Raw genomic sequence first — 19751 nt, 5'->3', positions numbered from 1 at the left:
TTCGTCCATCTGATAGCGCCATTTTACTTGATTTCACGCGATTTTTGTCGTCCTCTTGAAAATCCACGTCACGGATTCAGGTTATACTTAGAACAAGGCTGCACATACTTAGTTGATATCTCCTGTATAAACGCCATGGCATACTGCACCACCTTCAGCTACCTCGATAATAGGGGGAATTAATGCCGCAGGGAAAAATCTATGCTTACAGAGTTCTTTTACGGGGATCCATTCTATTCCGATGTAATCCTCATCAGGAGCAGTACCTGTTCCAATTTTGTGTTCATCCAATACATCACAGAGGAAAATATGGTCGACTACATGCGTCATTGGGTCGACTGTCTGATTGGTTGCCTGGCAACTTGGGTCTGAGGCTTCCTTCCTGCAAGGCCCAGTAATTGTCCATCGTCAGATAACGGTAACTGGTCCGTCCACTTCTTTTCCATTTTCATCAACAATGCACCCAGTAGACGCATGGCGGATGGCGATGTTCGGTTTGGGAAGATGCGTATCACCCGTTCACGTCGACAAAATTGTTGGTGTGGAATGCCCCATTCTTGTTGCAATGCCTTCATATCGCTCCGAGAGCCATCATTAAAGAACCATGTGTATGACAAAGGTCTTGAAACTTGATGCAGGGTAGTTTGGTACGAAGCGCTCTTTGCAATGGGGCAGGGTGTCTTGATTCATCGGTTTTCCGAGATCGCCAGGTCGTACTGTTGGAGTCATATTGATACATCTGGTGTCGCGAGTGTCCGTTTCGTGGTGGTTTGTTGAGTCGTTGGTTGATGAAGGTAAAAATGTATCGTTAGGTATATACCGTCAGTTTGATAACGAGGATATTCCGCGATGGATCGTCTATAACTGATCCCACATAGGGAACATAGTCCAATACCCAGGACCACTTGCTCAATTTTTTACCGGATTGAGCCGTCGGGGTAATCGTATCTACTGGCAATGTTAATCATATTGACTTGTGTCTTTCACGGCAGTCGGTCGTGATACTCGAACTTAATCGCTGACTCGAGTTAGATTAGACTATGTGGCGTTCTCCAGACTCCATGCTCGTCTATTTTCCAAATGAAATCATTCATCTTTTGAATCCACCTTTCCGCACCACACCGGAAATCCGTTACAACTTCTCGCCGTTGATTGAATTCGACTTCAAGCATAACATCAGATGTGTAAGGGGTTTCAAAGTACCGCGAAATACTGCAACTCATTTCCGCATATCGTTGCTCGATGGGGGGGATGGAAATCAAAGAGACAACTTTTCCTGCTTTAAAGCCTCGTGTAGTGGAAATCTTGAGAGACTTACTAATTGCTCGGGACCCCATCACGACAAATGACTTGGCTGGGAAGTACGGTCTGACACAGCGCAGTATTCGGTACGACTTAGAAGAGATCTCGGGTTTATGCAAGGGCTATTCGCTGGACTTGATTCATTCCCGTATCGGTATTTGGTTGGACGGCGATGAAGGACAAAAGACTGGTCTTTTAACGGAACTAGCTAGACTACGTCCCGAGGAGTCTGACCCGACTCACCGGTTACACCGGTTGCTCGCCGTGCTACTCACAGCAGATCAGCCGGTGGTCGTGAAGCAAGTGCAAGATTTACTTGGAGCCAGTCCACGCACCGTTTATGCAGATATGGATAAGGCGGAGTCTTGGCTGAGCAATCTCGGTATTCAACTTATCCGAAAGCCGCATTTTGGCGCCAAAGTGGAAGGAGCAGAACTTCAAGTCCGACATGCCTGCTACACGTTGATGTCAACAGTTAGACAACGAAGTCACGATTTGTTGACCAGCACGCAACCAGAACATTTGGTTCAATTCTTTCACGAGCGGATGGATGGCTTTATATTCGAAGCGATCATTGACACGCGCGACATCGAACAGGTCATCACCGCCTTAGCGACTTACAAAGACACGCTAACGACGCAATTGCCTTGGCCGGATTTGCCTCTCTACTTGGCAATGCAAGTGAAGCGGATTCGACATCAGAAGACGGTTTTGTTCTCGAAGGCAAATTTGAAGCAATTGCAGGACACGAGGGAATTCGGCGTTGCAGCAAATATCGCACAAAAGCTACACGGAATCACTCACGTTTCGTTTCCGGATGAGGAGATTGCTTTCATCGCACTCTTTTTACTCGGTGCCTATAGCAATACGGTACCCGTGGCGGATATGGAGGCGGAAGCACCGGACGCATTTGTCGTGGACATCGTTTCGCGGATGCTCGTTGCCGTCGACGAAACGCTTGGTGTCGTGCTTAGTACGGATAACGACCTGTTTCACGGACTGGTCCTCCACGTGAAACCGATGGTGTATCGGCTTATGAATGGGATTGCTGTTCAGAACGAGCTGTTGGATGTCATTCAATCTGATCACGCACTCGCTTATTACGCTGCCGTCGTAGCAGGTCAATGTCTGGAGAGTGTTGTCGGTCGATCCCCCAGCGCTGCCGAAATCGGCTTCATTGCGCTACACCTCGGTGCAGCGTTAGAGCGGCGGCGGGTGCAGCCGGCTCCTACTGGCACCCAGTTCCGAGTCCTTGTTGCGTGTGCTGGTGGCATAGGTACGGGCAAAATTCTTCAGTCGCGCATCGAGTCCAGTTTCGTAAATCTGCGTGTTGCCAGGGTGGCAGATGCCACAAGCGTTCATCATGTGCGATCAGACGAGGCGGACATCATCGTTTCGACAGTTCCACTTGGCGCAGTACCACTTCCGCATATCGTCGTGAATCCACTGCTGCCTTCGGCGGATAGGGAGAGAATCAACCACTGGATGGCCACCTTAGACAGCAGTGGTGAAACGGTACCTGCGGTGCAGTTGGCAAAAGCGCCATTAAAAAAAGTGCTGGAACAGCACTTTGTTTTTGCAAAACCTGACGTGGTAGACGAAGAACTCCACCGGATGCTCTCTCGCTTGAACCCTTACCTCACTGTTCGTCGGGACGTAAGCCTAGTGACGACAGCGGCGGCGGACTTTCCGACAGACAGAAAGAAGGTGTACAGAATGTACGATTTGCTTACCGAAGAAAGTGTCCAGGTGCAGTGCCATGCGAATAGCCGTGAGGAAGTCGTGGATATCGTCGGGGGTCTCCTGGTTCGCTCAGGGGCGGTTGAGCCGAAGTACATCGACGCGATGAAGTGTTCACTCAATGCCAACGGCCCGTACATGGTCATTGTTCCAGGCGTGGCCATTTTGCACGCGCGACCGGAGGATGGAGTCAGCCGTGTCTGCATGAGCTTGGTAACCTTGAGTGAAGGCGTTCGCTTTGGCCATAAGGACAATGATCCGGTGGACGTGGCGATAGCTTTTGGCGCGATCGATCAGCACCGCCACATCGAAGCCCTGGCCGACTTAATGCGCCTGTTAGCAGACGAGGGGTCCATGCTTGCGATTCGAAATGCAAAGCAGGTCCAAGATGTACTGGACGTGATTGTGAAAGTGCTCTCCTGAGACCTACCGATTAAAGAATGAAAGGGACGTGGAACTTATGAAGATTCTTGCAGTGTGTGGAATGGGATTTGGCAGCAGCATGGTACTTCGGATGACGATTGAAGCTGTGCTCAAAGAATTAGGCGTCAACGCATCGGTGGCAACTTCGGACATCGGCATGGCAAAATCCGAAACTGCAGACGTGATTGTCACGTCATCTGAGTTCTCAAAATTGCTGGAGGATAAGGGTGTGCCGATCATTGAGATCAAAAACTATGTCGACAAACGAGAGATGAAAGAAAAACTGTTGACCGTTCTGCCAAAGTGATAGTGAGGAGGCGTGGCATCAGATGGGCGTTTTACATTTTATCGTCAACGAAATTTTAAGCCAGCCTCAGTTGCTGGTGGGGATTATGGCGCTCATTGGTCTTTTGGCGCTGAGAAAATCAGTGAACGATGTGGTGACTGGAACACTCAAGGTGATTGTCGGCTTCTTGATTTTAACGGGAGGCGCGGGCATTATCTCAGGAGCGCTTTCCCCGCTTGGCAACATGGTCCAGTCAGGACTTCACCTACATGGCGTCATACCGACAAATGAAGCGATAGTTGCCCTGGCGCAGAAGTCATTTGGTGCCGAGACCGCGATTATCATGGGCCTTGGCTTTGTAGTCAACTTGATTTTGGCGCGCATTACGCCTGCGAAGTTTATCTTCTTAACGGGACATCATTTGTTTTTTATGGCCACAGTCCTCGCAGTGGTATTGGGCAGCGCCGGTATCCACGGCGCGAGTGAGACGGTTCTCGGAGGCATTGTGCTGGGTACGGTTGCGACCGTGATGCCTGCATTTGTTCATCCGTTCATGAAAAGGGTCACTGGCGGTGCGGAATTTGCACTCGGACACTTCAACTCACTTGGCTACATTACGTCTGCTGCGATAGGCAAAGCCGTCGGAAAAAATAGCCGAACCACCGAAGAAATCAAGGTCTCACCGAAAGTTGGCTTTCTTCGTGATTCATTGGTGATGACCACCCTGACGATGATCATTATTTATATTCTCCTTGCCGTTATTGCCGGGGCAAAGTCGATTACCGAGTACACGCAAGGCAGCAACTATATTATGTATTCACTGACCCAGGCGCTGACATTTGGTGGAGGCATTGCGATTGTTCTCATGGGCGTACGCATGATTCTTTCGGAACTTGTTCCGGCCTTCCAGGGCATTGCCCTAAAAATCGTTCCTAATGCATTACCAGCTCTCGATTGCCCCACTACGTTTACGTTTGCTCCGACTGCTGTACTCGTCGGATTTATCTCGAGCCTTGTCGGAGGCATTGTGGGCATGTTCCTCATGGGACCACTCGGCCTTGCGCTCATCATCCCCGGCATGGTTCCACACTTCTTTGACGGTGGAACGGCCGGCGTATTTGGCAATGCCACAGGCGGGCGACGGGGTGCGATGATAGGTTCGTTTGTCAATGGACTTTTAATTACTGTGCTACCCGCCCTCCTCTTGGCGTTTCTCGGTTCGCTTGGTCTCGCCAATACGACATTCGGAGATAGCGACTTCTGCTGGATTGGTATTGTCACAGGCGGCATCGCGAAGACCGGGTACGCGGGGACGTTTGTTTTAACTATCTTGTTTTGCGCAGTTCTTGTCGCTTTTGCGAGCTTCGTTACAGTGCGTAGTAAAAGAGGGGCACGAGGAACTGTGGATCAGTCTGTGGGTGCATGAGTGATGGGGGATGAGCGGGCGGCTGGGTGGTCGCCCCTTCTACTTCCGTCCATGCCATCGATAACATATCCTCGCCGCCAATCGATTCTTGAAAAGGCGTTATCTTCCCCACATAATCAATCACCGCCAGTCATCACGGTCGATAAAAATCGGCTATCTCACTGGAACGCAATACACTATGTCCACACCTCTGGGCTGCTGTCTCACGACGCGCGTGGTGAGTTATGTTACATATATTGTCATCCTGAAACCGCACAGTCTGCCGCATGATGGACCGCGCCCGCCGATATGGATCATCCGTGGGCGCGGTTTTGTTGTCTAATGATGAAGGATAGACCCCATTTCAACGAATATTCCAACACATATAGCGATGTTTAATGAGCCTAACGCATATCCGAGTCGTCAATCAAACTTTCGAGAAAGATACACATGTTCTGGACAAATATTATTGATGACAGACGGTGGTGCAAGTAACGTTTGATGTATGATTCTTTACCCAACGATGTTTATTAAAAGGAGGGTTTTTTTGAAACACATAGCGTTATTTTTTCATTTATTAGGTCTCTCAGTATGGGGAGGGTCTCTTATAGCAATGGCAATTTGCGTGACTGGTCTGCGCAGTGAGCGGATAAGTCGCGATATCAAGCAAATGCTTAATAAGGCTCAGGGCAAATTCACTTTAATTGGAAACTTGGGAGCCTTGGCCATGTTGACAAGCGGATTCGCCTTATTCAGTATGAGCCACACACACGCAATTTGGGTCGACCTTATGGCGGGTATTGGCGGTGCGTTATGCATTTTCTCTCTGATCGCGATTTCACTTCAAAGCAATATTTTATCAGGGCGCATTAAATCGAATTTATTCGATGACCTCTTGAATAGCCAAATTGGATTAATCTATTTTTCTTCCTGGTTTGTAATGATCGGGATAGTGGTAGTCCTTGGGGTCGTTAGTTACCGAGTGTAATTTAGTTTGTAAGGGGTGTTCGTTTGAAGCATACGGCATTGTTTATTCATTTGCTAGGTTTCTCTGTCTGGGTCGGCTCATTTATTGCGATGATGATTTGTCTGATTTATATTCGTAAAAGTGGTTCAAATACCGAAATGATACAGATGCTTAACAGACTCCAAACTAGGCTCACCATCATTGGGAATTCAGGAGCCTTACTCATGTTGATCAGTGGGCTGATATTGTACAGCCTGACCAAAACATACACACTGCCAATTTATCTAACAGCGGCAATCGGCGGAGGGACGTGCGTTTTTTCCATTTGGGCCATTACATTTCAAAGTAACCGTTTGTCAGAACGAATTAAGTCAACTTCCGCGGGTAAGTCGTTAACAACACCAATCACTTTGATGAATGTATCCTCGTGGGTGGTACTTATCGGAATTGCCGTAGTGGTTGGAATCGCCACTCGATAAGTGGCTTGATGATTGCCTTGCTGTAGACATCAAGAATTAACAGGTACTCAAGTGATTGTCGTGGACAGCAGCGGGCGAGTCATTACATCAGGACGAACGAACTCAAACGGGGTGTGTGGTCTGCAAGTGTGTCGTTGTAGCCTTCGGGCGAAGCTTAGCAGATGGGGGCGGCGTAGCCGTCCTTTTCTGCGTTTGCAATCAATTGTTATTCCTTCACCGACGACCTAGGAAGTACGACGAGGCATACGGAATTGGTTATATGTAGCGTACACGCATCATTGAGAATCAAATGGGATGGTGCCTATAATCGAACTGCCTAATACCTTTGCCCAATCCCTCGCAATACACGCCTTCTATCCAAGGCGTGTATTGCGAGGGGACTTTATGTTTAGGGGCTGAACCATTAGGAGTGGGTAAGTATCCTACGGCGCTCACGGCTCTCAGTAGCTGGGGAACTCGATCGCGACGGAATAATATTTTTGAGAAGACGAAGATGGTTTGAGCCAGAGACCGAAACGAGGCATTATGAAACGCTAGAACAATGATAAAAAGAGACCCGACAGTACCGGAGTACGTGATCCCTCTGATACAGTGAAAGAATGGAGATACATGACAGATCTGAGGCATTTCATACATGAGATGATCTCGCGACTGGGGACGGGGTGGGAACGACAAGTGGCTGCGGACCCGCTTATCGCCGTTCCCACGACGTGTCAGATCATAGTCAGATTTCCAGCTAGCCGGTACGGACAGATGCCTATCCTGATGTAGCTCATGCAGGACTGTGTTTGCCCCAGGGAGTGTAAGTGGTCATTGGGAGTCGTGAAAAAACGCGGCATGTGCTATGCCGCGTTCGGGTTCTAAGCATATGGTTGTACACGTTTTATGATACGGCGTTCTTTCCCCTTATTTAGCAATTTCCGCAAGTATTTCATATGAGCGTAGACGGGCCTCATGATCAAAGACTTGTGCAATTACCATAATCTCATCAGCCTGAGTTTGGTGTAAAAATGTCTGGAGTTTTTCTGCCACGGTATTAGGACTACCGGCGATAGTGGCGCCTAACTGTTGCTCCACGGCTTGTCGTTCGTACGGATTCCAGAGATCATCCATATTGTCGACCGGCGGTTGTAACGGCACTTGTACGTTTCGAGCCAAGTTTAGAAATTGCTGCTGCAATGTAGTCGCAAGTCTACGCGCTTCATGATCTGTATCCGCAGCAATGACGTTTAGCCCGACCATTACATATGGCTCATCAAGAGCATCCGATGGTTGGAAGGAATTACGGTATATTTCAAGAGCCGGTATTGTGTAGTTAGGTGAGAAGTGGCTTGCAAAAGCAAAAGGTAGACCCAATTTACCCGCCAAATGTGCGCTAAATTCACTTGAGCCCAATAACCAGACGGGGATATTTAGATTCTCGCCTGGTATTGCACGTACAGGTTGGTTATTTGACACTGGAGACGGATTTAAATAAGACCGTAGTTCGGATAGTTGCTCTGGAAAATCCTCACCGTTCCGGAGATCGCGTCGCAGCGCACGGGCAGTTCGCATATCCGTACCAGGTGCTCGGCCAAGGCCAAGGTCAATCCGGCCAGGATACAGAGATTCGAGGGTTCCGAACTGTTCAGCTATCACCAAAGGGGCATGGTTAGGCAACATAATTCCTCCTGACCCGACCCGAATTGTGGAGGTATTCGCCGCCACATGACCCATAACGACGGATGTGGCGGAGCTCGCGATGAATGGCATATTATGATGTTCTGCTAGCCAGTATCGGTTATAACCCCACTTCTCAGCATGGCGAGCTAAATCCACGGTATTTCGAAAAGAATCAGAGGGAGTGCCGCCAACGACAATCGGAGATAGATCCAGCACGGAAAACGGTATATTACCAAGTTGCTTTTTGCTGTCACGCATATTTTTCGTCTTCTTTCATCCGAGATAGTTAAAGTACGCTTTAAACTTACGGCTAGGCGTTGACGTCGAAATGATCTACAGATTTATTGGTATAAAAAACTATAGCTTTAAGCGAATATAGTGCTCGAATTGTTTAATCGTCACTTCATTACGACGATAGTAAGTCCACTGCCCAATTCTCTTCATTTCCAATAAACCACTTTGCTCTAGAATGGAAAGATATTGGGAGGCGGTCGACTGCGAAACTCCTATGTTTTTGCGAATATCGCTCACACAGACGCCGCCTTCAAATCCGTTTTCTTTCATGACGTGTGCCTGTGTGGAAAAATGGTCAGCTGGGTGCTTTAGCAGTCGAAGAATACTGACTCGTGTCTGGTTAGAAAGTGCTTTGAATATTTCTTCTGCATCTTTATCATTCATCGCATCTAATTCTGGGCTCAACACCATCACCTCCTGGACGAATAGATATAAATTTTATCAAGAAGAAATCGTGATATCGAGATATTCCGATGTAATGATATTAACTGTTTGATTCGCAAACGTCAAATAAACACCACGGGGTTGTGTTACGAGGCGTGTTCGATTGGGGAAAATGTAGAGAATCAGGTATTATCTATGTGCAGAAGGGCGAGGCCGCTTCTTCCGTTAATTGTTGCCCGTTATAACAGAACATGATAAACCATACTACGTGAGGTTAAGGGCTGAAACTACATCACAGTGTATGTACTTTATACCTAAAGGGGAGCTTGCTTAATGAGCCCATGGCGTCGCATTGGTTTAGTTGCAGTGATTCTAATTTTATTGTCGATTACATTCAACTTGGCTCATGATACTGCTATCGAACACTATGTCCCGGCGCAATACAACCGACTCGTTGAATGGGGCCTAGTAATTGTTTGGTGCTTAATTGGATTTGCTTTGGTGAGGAACTTAAACCATTTTATTCTTAGTAAGACCTTAAGGAAGCATATAGATACTCGAACGGCCCGACTTCTGAGCCGTCTTTTGAGTGCGATTGGCTTTGTATTTATCGTTCTAGTGGCATTGAACCTTCTACAAATTAGGCTCAGTAGTTTATTGGTTGGCGGTGCGGTAACAGGTGTTATCGTAGGTATTGGCGCACAGTCTACGTTATCCAACTTGTTTGCTGGGCTTATCTTGTTAACTTTGCGGCCATTTTCCGTAGGGCAATACATCACTTTGCGCACATCGTTGTTTAGTGGCATTGAATATGGCGGGACAGTACACGATGTCAATTGGTATTACACCATTTTGATCGACGGGGATCAAAAGCGAGTGCTTCCGAATTCCTCAGTGATTGTTTCAGCTGTAACCATCAATGCCACCGAGAAGCCAGCCGCTCACGTGTTCACGGTACCCATCCCCTATTCTGTTTCTGAAAAGGTAGTTGGTGATGAGTTATCTCAGTTAACGAACGGAAAAGCAAAGATTAAAATCAGGGAGTTCTCTAAAGATGCTTATACTGTTGAAATACAATTACCGGCAACTGAAAGCCCGAGCATAATCCGTGAAACCTTGGCTAAATATCAAGCATAGCTGCTGTATAGCTGCGGCAGCGGGCCAACAGGATGTCTTGTGTAAAGATGTATGAATCGGCGAACTCCATTTATGTAATTTGTGAGCGCCCAGTGTCTGTGAAGCACGCGACGATCAGATACTTTATACACGTTAAACCCAATCGGCCCTTGCATCGGGGTCGAAGCTGTCACCCGACGATAATACAGGGGGTGACAGGTATCGTTCGTGGCGTACGCGACAGAAGACATTGGCCCGCTTATCGTATGAACGTGCGGGAGAATTCTGTACGCTGTATTGAGCGAAGGTTGTTGATGTGGAAGATACTCAACACTTTTCAGCCTGGCTGCGATCCCTTCCTGCGATCGTATACACTACTTATCGGATTTGTTACAAAAGTATCAGTGGCATGATGTCCCGCCAGAACTGGATAATCGAGTGCGCATCGTTCTCTGAATTGCCTATCATTACGTCGCAGATGTTGAAGCTATGCCCCAATCAAGCCGGAAAGGAAACTTTGTTCACCATCGAGCATAAGTCACAGGAGGTCGTGGAGTTCATTTAAGAATGGACATACATGGAGTAGTCCAGACTTCTGTTTCCATTTGGGGCAGGTAGCGACAAACATTCAATGTCATCATTTGATGAAGTGAGGTACAACTTCGATGCGTGTACGACATATCACGAAGCGTGACGCAGCAAATTATATCGACCTGTGTAAGAAACTCGACCAGGAAACAAAGTTTATGATGTTGGAGCCGAACGAACGCACTACCAATTTGAAAGAGCAGAGGAATTACATTCAGTCTTTGTTGGGTGCTGCCAATAGCATGGTTTTTGTTGCTGAGCACGAAGACAAGCTCGTGGGGTACTTAGGTGCATATGGTGGTGAATTCCGGAGGAATAGACACAATGTTTATCTTGTCATTGGTATTCTGCAACAATTTGCAGGTAGAGGGGTAGGGACAGCATTATTCACCGAAATGGAGAAATGGGCGAGGCAAGTAGGTGTGCATCGTTTGGAGTTAACTGTGATGACACACAACATCGCAGGAGTGTCTCTTTATAAAAAAATGGGCTTTACTATCGAGGGAACAGCGAAAGACACGTTGCTCGTGGATGGTAACTATGTGGATGAATATTATATGGCGAAAATTCTGTCCTAACTCTACCTAGGTTTTTGAAAGATTTTTATCGAGTGTACGGGGAGGCTTGTCACTTTACACACAAAGGGAGGAGGTTCCGTAACGATCTACTTTCGGTTAACAATGTACAGCTATACAGAATCGAATAGCTATTCGATTCTGTATAGCACAACGGTTGTGATGTTTTAACGTCGGTTATTCAAAAATGTATAGCGTTTCACCGTGTTCTCTACAGGAAGATATACAGTACACGCGCACGCAGTGTTGTGAAGTTCAAGCGGTGGTCCACCAAAATGTGCATTCCATTACGTACTTCTGCTTTTGGCATGATAATTGCTTAACTGAATTGTAGGTACGGCAGACTTTGAATGCAGGGGGCACATTGCATGCGTTATCAACCGAAGGATTCGTTTCAATCCCCACGTTTTTGCGGACCACGTACGTTCGCTCGACTTCCGTACGTAGAGCATCTGGATGATGATATGGATTTTGTAATCGCTGGTATTCCGTTTGACTCAGGTGCATCCTTTCGCACAGGGCAGCGACTTGGACCAGAAGCCATTCGAGACTTCTCGATTCTTCTCCGTCCGTACAACGTTGAACAAGACATTAATGTGTTCGACTATGTCTCCGGTGTCGACTACGGAGATGTCGCTGTCATTCCTGGGTACATCCAACTTACCTACGACAAGATTGTCGAGACCTTGGGCCCTGTATTGGATCGTGGGATTGTACCGATTTGTCTAGGAGGCGATCATTCCATTACACTCGGTGAACTTCGTGCGGTTGCACAGAAATACGGTCCAGTTGCGTTGGTGCACTTTGATGCACACTCGGACACTTGGGACAGCTACTTTGGCCAAAAGTATAACCATGGCACTCCGTTCCGTCGAGCGCTTGAGGAAGGATTGCTGGATGTTTCACGATCGATTCAAGTAGGGATGCGTGGAGCTCTCTATTCACCTGAAGATTTGGAGGACGCCAGAGAACTCGGCTTTGCAGTCTATTCAACAAACCAGTTCAAGCGCATGGGCGTAAGTGAGACATTGGATTTGATTCATCAACGAGTTGGCGAGGGTCCAGCTTTCCTTACGTTTGACATCGATTTCCTCGATCCGAGCTATGCGCCCGGCACAGGTACACCAGAAGTTTCTGGTGTGAGCATTGATGATGCACTGGCGCTCGTCCGTGGACTCACTGAGATTCAGTTTGTTGGTTTCGATCTGGTTGAGGTACTTCCATCCTACGATCATGGACAAATTACCGCCGCCGCCGCCGCAAATGTGATCTACGAATTCATCACCTTGTTGGCTTTGAAAAAGCGTGAAGCAAACAAAAAACATGAACAGCTAAAGGAGATTCACATTGGCTGAATATCTCAAACTATTTATCGATGGAAAATGGATCGATGGTGCGGCTTCAGTCCGCTCCCTTATGAATCCCGCGACGGGCGAAGTGATTGCCCATATTCGTGAGGCGGATGCAACTCAGGTTCACGACGCGGTCATGGCCGCCAGGACTGCGTTCAATGAAACAAATTGGGCTACGGACATAAAGCTCCGCGTTCAAGTTCTTCGCAAAATCGCAGATCTACTGGAAATGTCCAGAGACGAGTTTGCTTGTTTGGAGACTAGAAACACAGGCAAACCACTTCGGGAGTCGGAATTGGATGTTGCGGACTCCGTGTCTTGCTTTCGCTACTATGCCGACCTAATTGAGTCGAAACAGCCTTGGCAGAAAGAAATGTGGGATGGTTCTAAAAGTCGGGTAGTATACGAGCCCATAGGGGTGTGCGGGCTGATTGTTCCCTGGAACTTCCCGCTTTTACTTGGTGTTTGGAAGTTGGCTCCGGCCTTGGCTGCAGGGAACACCATCGTCTTTAAGCCGGCAGAGATTACACCGTTGACCTTGCTGAAGCTGGGCGTTCTTGCACAAGAAAGCGGAATTCCAGATGGGGTGTTCAACATTGTGCTCGGTGACGGTCCGGTGGTCGGGGAAGCCATGATCAGGCATCCGGACGTGGACAAGATTTCATTTACAGGCGGTTCGAAGACGGGAAAACACATTTACACCTCTTGCGCCGAGGGACTCAAGCGAGTTTCTCTGGAATTGGGTGGAAAATCACCACTGCTCGTGTTTGATGACGTCGACGTGGACGTCTCGGTGGATATCGCGTTGTTCGGCGCTTTTTTCAACCAGGGACAGGTTTGCGTAGCATCCTCTCGAATTTTGGTTCACGAGGCGATATACCATGAGTTTATTGAGAAGTTGAAGCACCGAGCGAGCGGGCTGAAGCTGGGTGACCCATTCGATCCAGAAACGGAGCTCGGTCCCATTGTGAGCGCCACACACCTGGAGAAGATAAACGACTGTATTCGGGACGCACAAGTAGCAGGTGCGACATTATTGTGTGGCGGCACGATAGCCGCAGAGTTAGGTCCATTGTTCCTCGAACCAACGGTCTTCGTGGACGTTCACCAGGACATGGAGATCGTTCAGGAGGAAGTGTTTGGTCCGGTGATTACCGTGCAGCCATTTGCTAAGGAAGCGGACGCCGTAAGGCTGGCCAACGATACGAAATATGGCTTGGCGGCTGGCGTCATCACGAACGACCTCATTCGCGCTGAAAGAGTGGCGAGATTATTGCGGGCAGGGACTGTGTGGCTGAATGGCTATCATACCCCACATGTCGAAGCACCGTGGGGCGGGTTCAAACAGAGCGGGATTGGTCGGGAATTGGGGCCGGAAGGATTAACCGGCTATATGGAACCCAAGCACATCAACATTCTTCCATCTCCATCGAAAGTTGAATGGTTTGTGGAACGCCGACCGACAGTTCGCGAGTAAGCGTGTTTACTCGCGAATGGACCAGACAGGGATGTCGGTAAGCGCTAAATACTTGATTATTCATAAAACGGAAACGTAACACAACAGTATGCATTTTGCGCTGATCATTTAAGTCGATTCCCATGGAAGGATACATCCGATTTACCGTAAATACTCTTTGCAGTCAAATAGTTCTGAATAATCGAAAGAGTGGGGTACTATGGGAAATCTTAAAAAGGATAGTTTAAGCCTAGTGGAGACAGTTGCGCTATCGGCCGCCGTCATGGCGCCATCCGTGTCAATGGCCCTGAATGTTTCTCTGATTACCGGGCTTGCAGGTTATTCAGTTACGATTATCTTTCTTATTTCTGTCGTGATCACCTTTTGCGTATCGGCGACCATCATCAAATTCAATCAGATGTTTTCGACAAGCGGCTCGCTTTACAAGTTTACGGAGTACGGTCTCGGTAAGAAGGTGGCATTAGTTTCGGGATGGGCGCTGTTTCTGGCTTACTTTACGCTGGTGGTTGGAGTTTCTGCCGCCTTAGGCTCCTACTTGTCCAGCTTATTATCTACTCTCCACATCCATGTGAATTGGCTGCCGATATCGCTCTTCCTTTCGCTTGTGATGTGGGTACTCGCGTACCGGGATATGAATGTGAGTACAAGGGTGATGCTGGCATTGGAAGGCGTCTCGATCTCCCTGATTCTCATCTTAGCAGGGGTAATTTTTTTCAAGACGGGCTTACACGGGCTGAGCTGGGCTCCTCTTGGATTTGGTTCAAACAATTTTTCAGCCATCGCCCAGGGCGTTGTGATGGGATTATTGAGTTTCGCTGGCTTTGAGTGTGCCTCAGCCCTCGGAGAGGAAACCAGAAATCCGAAAAAAATGATACCGTTGGTGATTTGTGGAACAATCGCGGGTATCGCGATTTTCTTCCTGATTTCTAGCTATTCACAGGTCATTGGTTACGGCGTTACAACCAAGGGAATCAAAGCACTTTCCAATTCTGCCATGCCGCTTAGCAATTTGGCCGACAAATTTGTCTCCAAACAATACGCTTTCCTGGTCGTCCTAGCCATCACGATGTCTCTCTTCTCGTGTGTTATCGGGTGTGTGTGCACGGGATCAAGGATCCTCTTATCGATGAGTCGGGATGGCAATCTTCATAAGAGCTTGTCCAACATACACGTAAGATTCAAAACACCTCACGTTTCCGTCAATACAATGATGATTGCCTCACTGCTTATTCAAATCTCGTTCTACATTTTCACTAGAGGAGATGGTAAAGATCTCTACGACGATAGCGCGTATGTCACCGCGCTCTCTATGCTCGTGGCGTATATGTTCGTCAATGCATCAGGAATCGTCTACTTTTATAAGAACAAAATATGGAAAATGTATCAGCTGATCATTCCCGCCGTGGCCATTGTTGCCATGCTATACACGGCATACTCCAATATTTACCCAGTACCTCCTTACCCAATGAATTTGGCGCCATACATCACAATCGGTTTTATCATTGCCATGCTCATCGTCTCCCGTATTACCAAACATGATGCGAATCTGCAGAATATTGATCACATTGAACAAGAAATGGGCTATGGGCCTTACGACTAAATAGGTGGGGACGACTCATGATGATGTTTTTAACCGTTCTGGTTTTGAACCAAACGGGTTCCCTTGGCCATAAAAAACCACGGGTCAGCCGATCCGTGGTTTTGACGTATCCAAAGGTTTCATGGGGGTTTGTCGAGCTTTCACGGAGCTTTAAAGTCATTGCGCTTGATCCTCTTGGTTCGAAGCGAACCCTCGGTATCATTTTACCGGGAAAAATGTCAAGCAAAGTTGATCCAAAAACGATTCGGGCGAGTAACCACGTACATCCCTTTGGAAAACATAGGAATCACTCTTCAAGGCCATCAGCAACATATCGGCCTTAAACACACTGCTAGATTTGGGTTGTTCGCTTGCCGTCATCTCGTTCAATAATTTCACTATGATTTCATGCAGGTCATTGAACACCGGGCTCTGTGTTCTGGATTGAGTTCCGATCGTTGACGCCGCTTGTTCAACCCCTGTCAGCAACTGAAGTTTTTTCTCGCGATAACGGATAAATAAGCTGAGAACCTCTCTCAATCGTCGGCTGGGTGCATCGGTCTGGTGCTGTTTTAAGTACGCCTCAATGTCCTCGAAAAGGAGATCAATGTTGTCTTTAATGAGATCCAAGCATAACTCACTTTTGTTTCTGTAACGGCGATAAAGAGTTCCCGAACCGATTTGCGCTTCTATTGCAATTTGATTCATGCTCACTTGCTCAACGCCGTTTTGCTCAAAAAGTTTGAGCGCCGCAGCTAATATGCGCTGACGATTTTCCGCAGCATCGCGGCGTTCTGTCCGAGTATGGGTTTCCCCCGTATTTTTCACGCTATCAAATCCCAACATGAATTTTTTCGGCCTCATTGACAAGCGGAGAATTCCCCGGTTATTATCAAGTGGAGAGTCCTCCGCTTATTATAGACCAAATCTAAAGGAGCGTAAAACACATGAACAAGCCTGCACTACTAGTTATGGACATGCAGAATGGTATTGTATCCCGTTTTCAAGACAATCAGGAAATGTTACGCGCGGTTCAAAAATCAGTGGAAACCGCGCGACGTCACAACATTCCAGTCATCTTCGTACGGGTCACATTTAGTGAAGGATATCCAGAGGTCAGTCCAAGAAACAAGGCGTTCTCACAGATTCGTCAAATGGGGGGGATGACCGTCTCAGACGATGCGACGCAAATTCACGAGTCCGTGCAACCTCACAACGGAGAACCGGTTGTCACAAAGTATCGGGTCAGCGCGTTTGCTGGCAGCACCTTGGAAGTGATTCTTCGCTCGAAACAAATCGATACGTTGATTCTCACCGGTATCGCCACGAGCGGAGTCGTGCTCTCGACGTTGCGAGAAGCGGCAGACAAAGACTTTGTGATTCAAGTGCTTTCGGATGCATGTGCCGATCCCGATGCTGAGGTTCATCGCGTGCTAACCGAGAAGGTGTTCCCTCGTCAAGCGGATGTATTGACGGTCGACGATTGGATCGAAAACTTGGATTCAAGTCGAGCGCAGGAAACAGACTGAGGAGTGACCAGTTGTGTCAAGTGAAAACCCCTTCTCCTGGAAGTTCGTAGCGCCCCTGTACATGGGATCTACGCTCAACCCAATCAATAGCTCGATGATCGCCACCGCATTAGTGCCAATCGCTGCATTCATGCATATCTCAGTGGCCCAGACCACAATACTTGTTACGGCACTCTACCTAGCAAGCTCGATCGCTCAACCGACTGCCGGAAAACTGTCAGAGGAGTTCGGGCCCCGCCGCGTCTTCTTGGCTGGAATTCTCATGGTGTTATTGGGGGGCCTATTAGGCGGGGCTGGACGAGACTTGATCATGCTCGTCTTGTCACGGATTCTCATCGGCGTCGGCACTTCAACCGCCTATCCATCGGCCATGCTCATCATCCGTCGACGGGCCGAATTTGCCGGGATGTCTAAGCCGCCTGGCAACGTGCTAGGCGCACTTCAGATTGCCGGTGTTGTGACGGCCGCTGTAGGACTCCCCATCGGTGGCGTGCTTGTGGAGGCGTGGGGGTGGCGCACGACGTTTTTTGTCAATATTCCGTTTGCACTCGTCGCATTTGCCATGGCCTCACTGTGGATTCCACGGGATGTGCCCATCAAGGGTGCGAAGACAGTCCGGGAGATATCATCGCGCATCGACGTTCCTGGTATCATCGGATTCGCTGCAACCATGACCGCCCTCCTGGTATTCCTGTTTTCGTTGCCCAACCCCGCCTGGGTTGCCCTCGGTGTGGCGGCTGTGTTGGGCGCTGCTCTGATCTGGTGGGAGATGCGCGTAAAACACCCATTCCTCGATGTGCGTCTGCTCGCCGCAAACCTGGCGCTCACCCGTACCTACGTACGATTCGCCTCGATGACGTTGTGCATCTATACAGTGCTTTACGGTGTTACCGAGTGGATTGGGGCGGCACGCGGTTTATCCTCCCTTGAAACCGGACTGCTCCTGTTGCCAATGAGTGGACTATCGGCCGTGGTGGTAGGACCAATCTCGAAACGGAATTTGGTGCGCGGCCCGCTCATTGTGTCCGCCGTGTCCTCCATTGTCGCCTCCATTGGGGTGCTGTTTCTCACGACAAGCACGCCAATTATTTGGATTTTAATGATCACCTTAATCTTCGGTGTCACTATGGGTACAATGGCCAGTGGCAATCAGACGGCGTTGTACACGCAGGTTACCGCAGATCAAATTGGAACCGCTTCGGGTCTCTTCCGTACTTTCGGATATATTGGCTCCATTGCTTCTTCAGCGCTAATCGGCATCGTCTTCCATACGAAGGTCTCAGATATCGGTATGCATCGGATCGCTATCATCATGGTCGTCGTCAGTATCATTGCACTGCTCCTGACTATCGCCGATCGTCGACTTGGGGAGTCTACCAAAAGAGATCCGGCCACTGCTTGAGTCATGGGAGTGCTACGGCAAAAGACATCGCGATTTTGCGTTCCAGTTGAACAAGGGGCAGCCTAAACCAACAATGAACACGATGAATGCTGTTGGCGCCTATCTAGTTATCTACAGGTGAATGTGTTCCACTTGTCCTGTGCATTAATCTGTCACGATGTAAACATGTCAACAAAGAAGCAAAAACGCAGGAGACCGTCGAGGTCTCCTGTTTTGATCTGCGTCTTCTGGGAGTCCCTCAAAGTATCTATACTCCAATACAATGCCAGTCTGTATAGACTAGTACCAAGTAGGCGTACTCCCTCGGAAAAGGATTCCACAGACAGATTCAGTCCCATAATCAGTTGTTTTATTCACAGGAATAATATACAATCGATTTCCATTTTTTGAATTCTTCCGCATAGCGTCCCATCTCAAGCCAGCACTAAATAGCCCTGATGGGTCAAAGACAACTTCATGGACCATGCATACAATAACCTATGTTAGATACACGATCAACGGAGTATATACCAGTTATTAATAAAATACTATGAATTGAGAGGATGCAGCGTGGCAAGCGGAAATTCCAGTGCAATGAACATGGGTCACAGTAACTCGATGTCGATGAACATGGGTCACAGTAGCACGACAGCCATGAATATGGGGCACATGTCAATGTCAGCAGGTGTTTCGTTGACGTATGGAATTGTCATTTTGGCGGTTTGTGTCGCAGTGGTTTTGCACTCTCTATTTACACTGTTGCGCAAGCGCAATCAACTGGGGCACCTGTCAGGACACAATACGTTTCGCCACTCGGTTCCTATGACTCTTGGCATGATCTCAACGATGACCGCTGGTAGCGTAATCGGTGGTATGATGGAAACTCAATTGTCCACTGCTTACATCATCGGGTTTGCTGTCGGTGTCGTTCTAGGACTCCTAATTGGACTTCCGTTCAAAGAAATGGCAATTCTAGATGGAATGGTAGCAGGAGTTATGGGTGGCTTAATGGGGATTATGCTTGGGGATATGGTTCCGCAAACCGGACTGTATGCTGTTACAACATGTATGGCTGCATTGTTGGCTGTAACATGGATCGTCCTACTTCGACGTATTCACGTTCACCAACTCGCCCACTCTACAAATACGCAAAACATTCCCGGATAAAAACTTTGTTCATCAATACTCTATACTAGGAGCAGTAATGGAGCA

17 protein-coding genes and 1 pseudogene are annotated in these 19751 nt (G+C 48.1%); 13 read left to right on the top strand and 5 right to left on the bottom strand.

Annotation, left to right across the window (positions count from 1 at the left end; genetic code table 11):
- Nucleotides 1-108 precede the first annotated feature (108 nt).
- A complete protein-coding gene (locus tag NZD89_RS20115) occupies nt 109-330 on the bottom strand; it encodes an NUDIX hydrolase (RefSeq protein ID WP_268004504.1) in 222 nt (73 codons plus the stop codon).
- Nucleotides 296-527: pseudogene (locus NZD89_RS20110) on the bottom strand (hypothetical protein); the annotation flags it as partial. The pseudogene NZD89_RS20110 and the gene NZD89_RS20115, both read right to left, overlap by 35 nt.
- A 778-nt stretch (nt 528-1305) precedes the next feature.
- Here NZD89_RS20110 and NZD89_RS20105 point away from each other — a divergent pair.
- The 5 genes from NZD89_RS20105 (at nt 1306) to NZD89_RS20085 (ending at nt 6602) form a co-directional block, all read left to right on the top strand.
- Entirely contained in the window at nt 1306-3465 is a 2160-nt protein-coding gene (locus NZD89_RS20105) for a BglG family transcription antiterminator (RefSeq protein ID WP_268004503.1), read from the top strand.
- Nucleotides 3466-3502: 37 nt separating this feature from the next.
- A complete protein-coding gene (locus NZD89_RS20100; RefSeq protein WP_268004502.1) occupies nt 3503-3772 on the top strand; it encodes a PTS sugar transporter subunit IIB in 270 nt (89 codons plus the stop codon).
- A gap of 22 nt (nt 3773-3794) precedes the next feature.
- Complete coding sequence (gene ulaA / locus NZD89_RS20095; protein WP_268004501.1) at nt 3795-5177, top strand: PTS ascorbate transporter subunit IIC; 1383 nt, start codon at nt 3795-3797, stop codon at nt 5175-5177.
- A gap of 526 nt (nt 5178-5703) precedes the next feature.
- Nucleotides 5704-6144 (top strand): hypothetical protein, encoded by a 441-nt coding sequence (locus NZD89_RS20090; RefSeq protein WP_268004500.1) that lies wholly within the window; start codon nt 5704-5706, stop codon nt 6142-6144.
- Nucleotides 6145-6167: 23 nt separating this feature from the next.
- Nucleotides 6168-6602, top strand: coding sequence for a hypothetical protein (locus tag NZD89_RS20085; protein WP_268004499.1), 435 nt, complete (start codon nt 6168-6170; stop codon nt 6600-6602).
- Nucleotides 6603-7508: 906 nt separating this feature from the next.
- On the opposite strand, the gene NZD89_RS20080 is transcribed toward NZD89_RS20085, so the two are convergent.
- Nucleotides 7509-8522 carry an LLM class flavin-dependent oxidoreductase gene (locus tag NZD89_RS20080; protein WP_268004498.1) on the bottom strand — a complete coding sequence of 338 codons (1014 nt, stop codon included), beginning with the start codon at nt 8520-8522 and terminating at the stop codon, nt 7509-7511.
- Nucleotides 8523-8621: 99 nt separating this feature from the next.
- Complete coding sequence (locus NZD89_RS20075) at nt 8622-8969, bottom strand: ArsR/SmtB family transcription factor (RefSeq protein WP_268004497.1); 348 nt, start codon at nt 8967-8969, stop codon at nt 8622-8624.
- Between the two features lie 306 nt (nt 8970-9275).
- On the opposite strand from NZD89_RS20075, the gene NZD89_RS20070 reads away from it, so the two are divergent.
- From NZD89_RS20070 to NZD89_RS20050, 5 genes are all read left to right on the top strand, one after another.
- On the top strand, nt 9276-10079 hold the full coding sequence (locus NZD89_RS20070; protein WP_268004496.1) for a mechanosensitive ion channel family protein: 804 nt from the start codon (nt 9276-9278) through the stop codon (nt 10077-10079).
- A gap of 644 nt (nt 10080-10723) precedes the next feature.
- Nucleotides 10724-11224 (top strand): GNAT family N-acetyltransferase, encoded by a 501-nt coding sequence (locus NZD89_RS20065; RefSeq protein WP_268004495.1) that lies wholly within the window; start codon nt 10724-10726, stop codon nt 11222-11224.
- A 365-nt stretch (nt 11225-11589) separates the two neighbouring features.
- Nucleotides 11590-12576 carry an agmatinase gene (speB, locus tag NZD89_RS20060; RefSeq protein ID WP_268004494.1) on the top strand — a complete coding sequence of 329 codons (987 nt, stop codon included), beginning with the start codon at nt 11590-11592 and terminating at the stop codon, nt 12574-12576.
- Nucleotides 12569-14050 (top strand): aldehyde dehydrogenase family protein, encoded by a 1482-nt coding sequence (locus tag NZD89_RS20055; protein WP_268004493.1) that lies wholly within the window; start codon nt 12569-12571, stop codon nt 14048-14050. Before speB ends, NZD89_RS20055 begins: the two co-directional genes overlap by 8 nt.
- 199 nt (nt 14051-14249) lie before the next feature.
- Nucleotides 14250-15650, top strand: a complete 1401-nt coding sequence (locus NZD89_RS20050) for an APC family permease (protein ID WP_268004492.1) — start codon at nt 14250-14252, stop codon at nt 15648-15650.
- A gap of 198 nt (nt 15651-15848) precedes the next feature.
- Here NZD89_RS20050 and NZD89_RS20045 read toward each other — a convergent pair whose 3' ends face one another.
- Complete coding sequence (locus NZD89_RS20045) at nt 15849-16457, bottom strand: TetR/AcrR family transcriptional regulator (RefSeq protein ID WP_268004491.1); 609 nt, start codon at nt 16455-16457, stop codon at nt 15849-15851.
- A 119-nt stretch (nt 16458-16576) separates the two neighbouring features.
- Between NZD89_RS20045 and NZD89_RS20040 the strand changes: the two genes are divergently transcribed.
- The 3 genes from NZD89_RS20040 (at nt 16577) to NZD89_RS20030 (ending at nt 19706) form a co-directional block, all read left to right on the top strand.
- Nucleotides 16577-17158: a cysteine hydrolase family protein gene (locus tag NZD89_RS20040; RefSeq protein WP_268004490.1), complete on the top strand. Its 582-nt coding sequence runs from the start codon at nt 16577-16579 to the stop codon at nt 17156-17158.
- Nucleotides 17159-17171: 13 nt separating this feature from the next.
- Nucleotides 17172-18560 carry an MFS transporter gene (locus NZD89_RS20035; protein WP_268004489.1) on the top strand — a complete coding sequence of 463 codons (1389 nt, stop codon included), beginning with the start codon at nt 17172-17174 and terminating at the stop codon, nt 18558-18560.
- 549 nt (nt 18561-19109) lie between these two features.
- Nucleotides 19110-19706, top strand: a complete 597-nt coding sequence (locus NZD89_RS20030; protein WP_268004488.1) for a hypothetical protein — start codon at nt 19110-19112, stop codon at nt 19704-19706.
- Nucleotides 19707-19751: the final 45 nt, after the last annotated feature.

This window comes from Alicyclobacillus fastidiosus (assembly GCF_026651875.1).
Lineage (GTDB): Bacteria > Bacillota > Bacilli > Alicyclobacillales > Alicyclobacillaceae > Alicyclobacillus > Alicyclobacillus fastidiosus.
The sequence above is the reverse complement of the archived record's forward strand: the minus strand, read 5'-3'. Positions and strand labels throughout refer to the sequence as shown.

Coding starts and splice junctions, on each gene's coding strand:
- NZD89_RS20115 (WP_268004504.1), bottom strand. CDS start 330: ATGACGCATGTAGTCGACCATATTTTCCTCTGTGATGTATTGGATGAA.
- NZD89_RS20100 (WP_268004502.1), top strand. CDS start 3,503: ATGAAGATTCTTGCAGTGTGTGGAATGGGATTTGGCAGCAGCATGGTA.
- ulaA (WP_268004501.1), top strand. CDS start 3,795: ATGGGCGTTTTACATTTTATCGTCAACGAAATTTTAAGCCAGCCTCAG.
- NZD89_RS20080 (WP_268004498.1), bottom strand. CDS start 8,522: ATGCGTGACAGCAAAAAGCAACTTGGTAATATACCGTTTTCCGTGCTG.
- NZD89_RS20075 (WP_268004497.1), bottom strand. CDS start 8,969: ATGGTGTTGAGCCCAGAATTAGATGCGATGAATGATAAAGATGCAGAA.
- NZD89_RS20070 (WP_268004496.1), top strand. CDS start 9,276: ATGAGCCCATGGCGTCGCATTGGTTTAGTTGCAGTGATTCTAATTTTA.
- NZD89_RS20065 (WP_268004495.1), top strand. CDS start 10,724: ATGCGTGTACGACATATCACGAAGCGTGACGCAGCAAATTATATCGAC.
- speB (WP_268004494.1), top strand. CDS start 11,590: ATGCGTTATCAACCGAAGGATTCGTTTCAATCCCCACGTTTTTGCGGA.
- NZD89_RS20050 (WP_268004492.1), top strand. CDS start 14,250: ATGGGAAATCTTAAAAAGGATAGTTTAAGCCTAGTGGAGACAGTTGCG.
- NZD89_RS20040 (WP_268004490.1), top strand. CDS start 16,577: ATGAACAAGCCTGCACTACTAGTTATGGACATGCAGAATGGTATTGTA.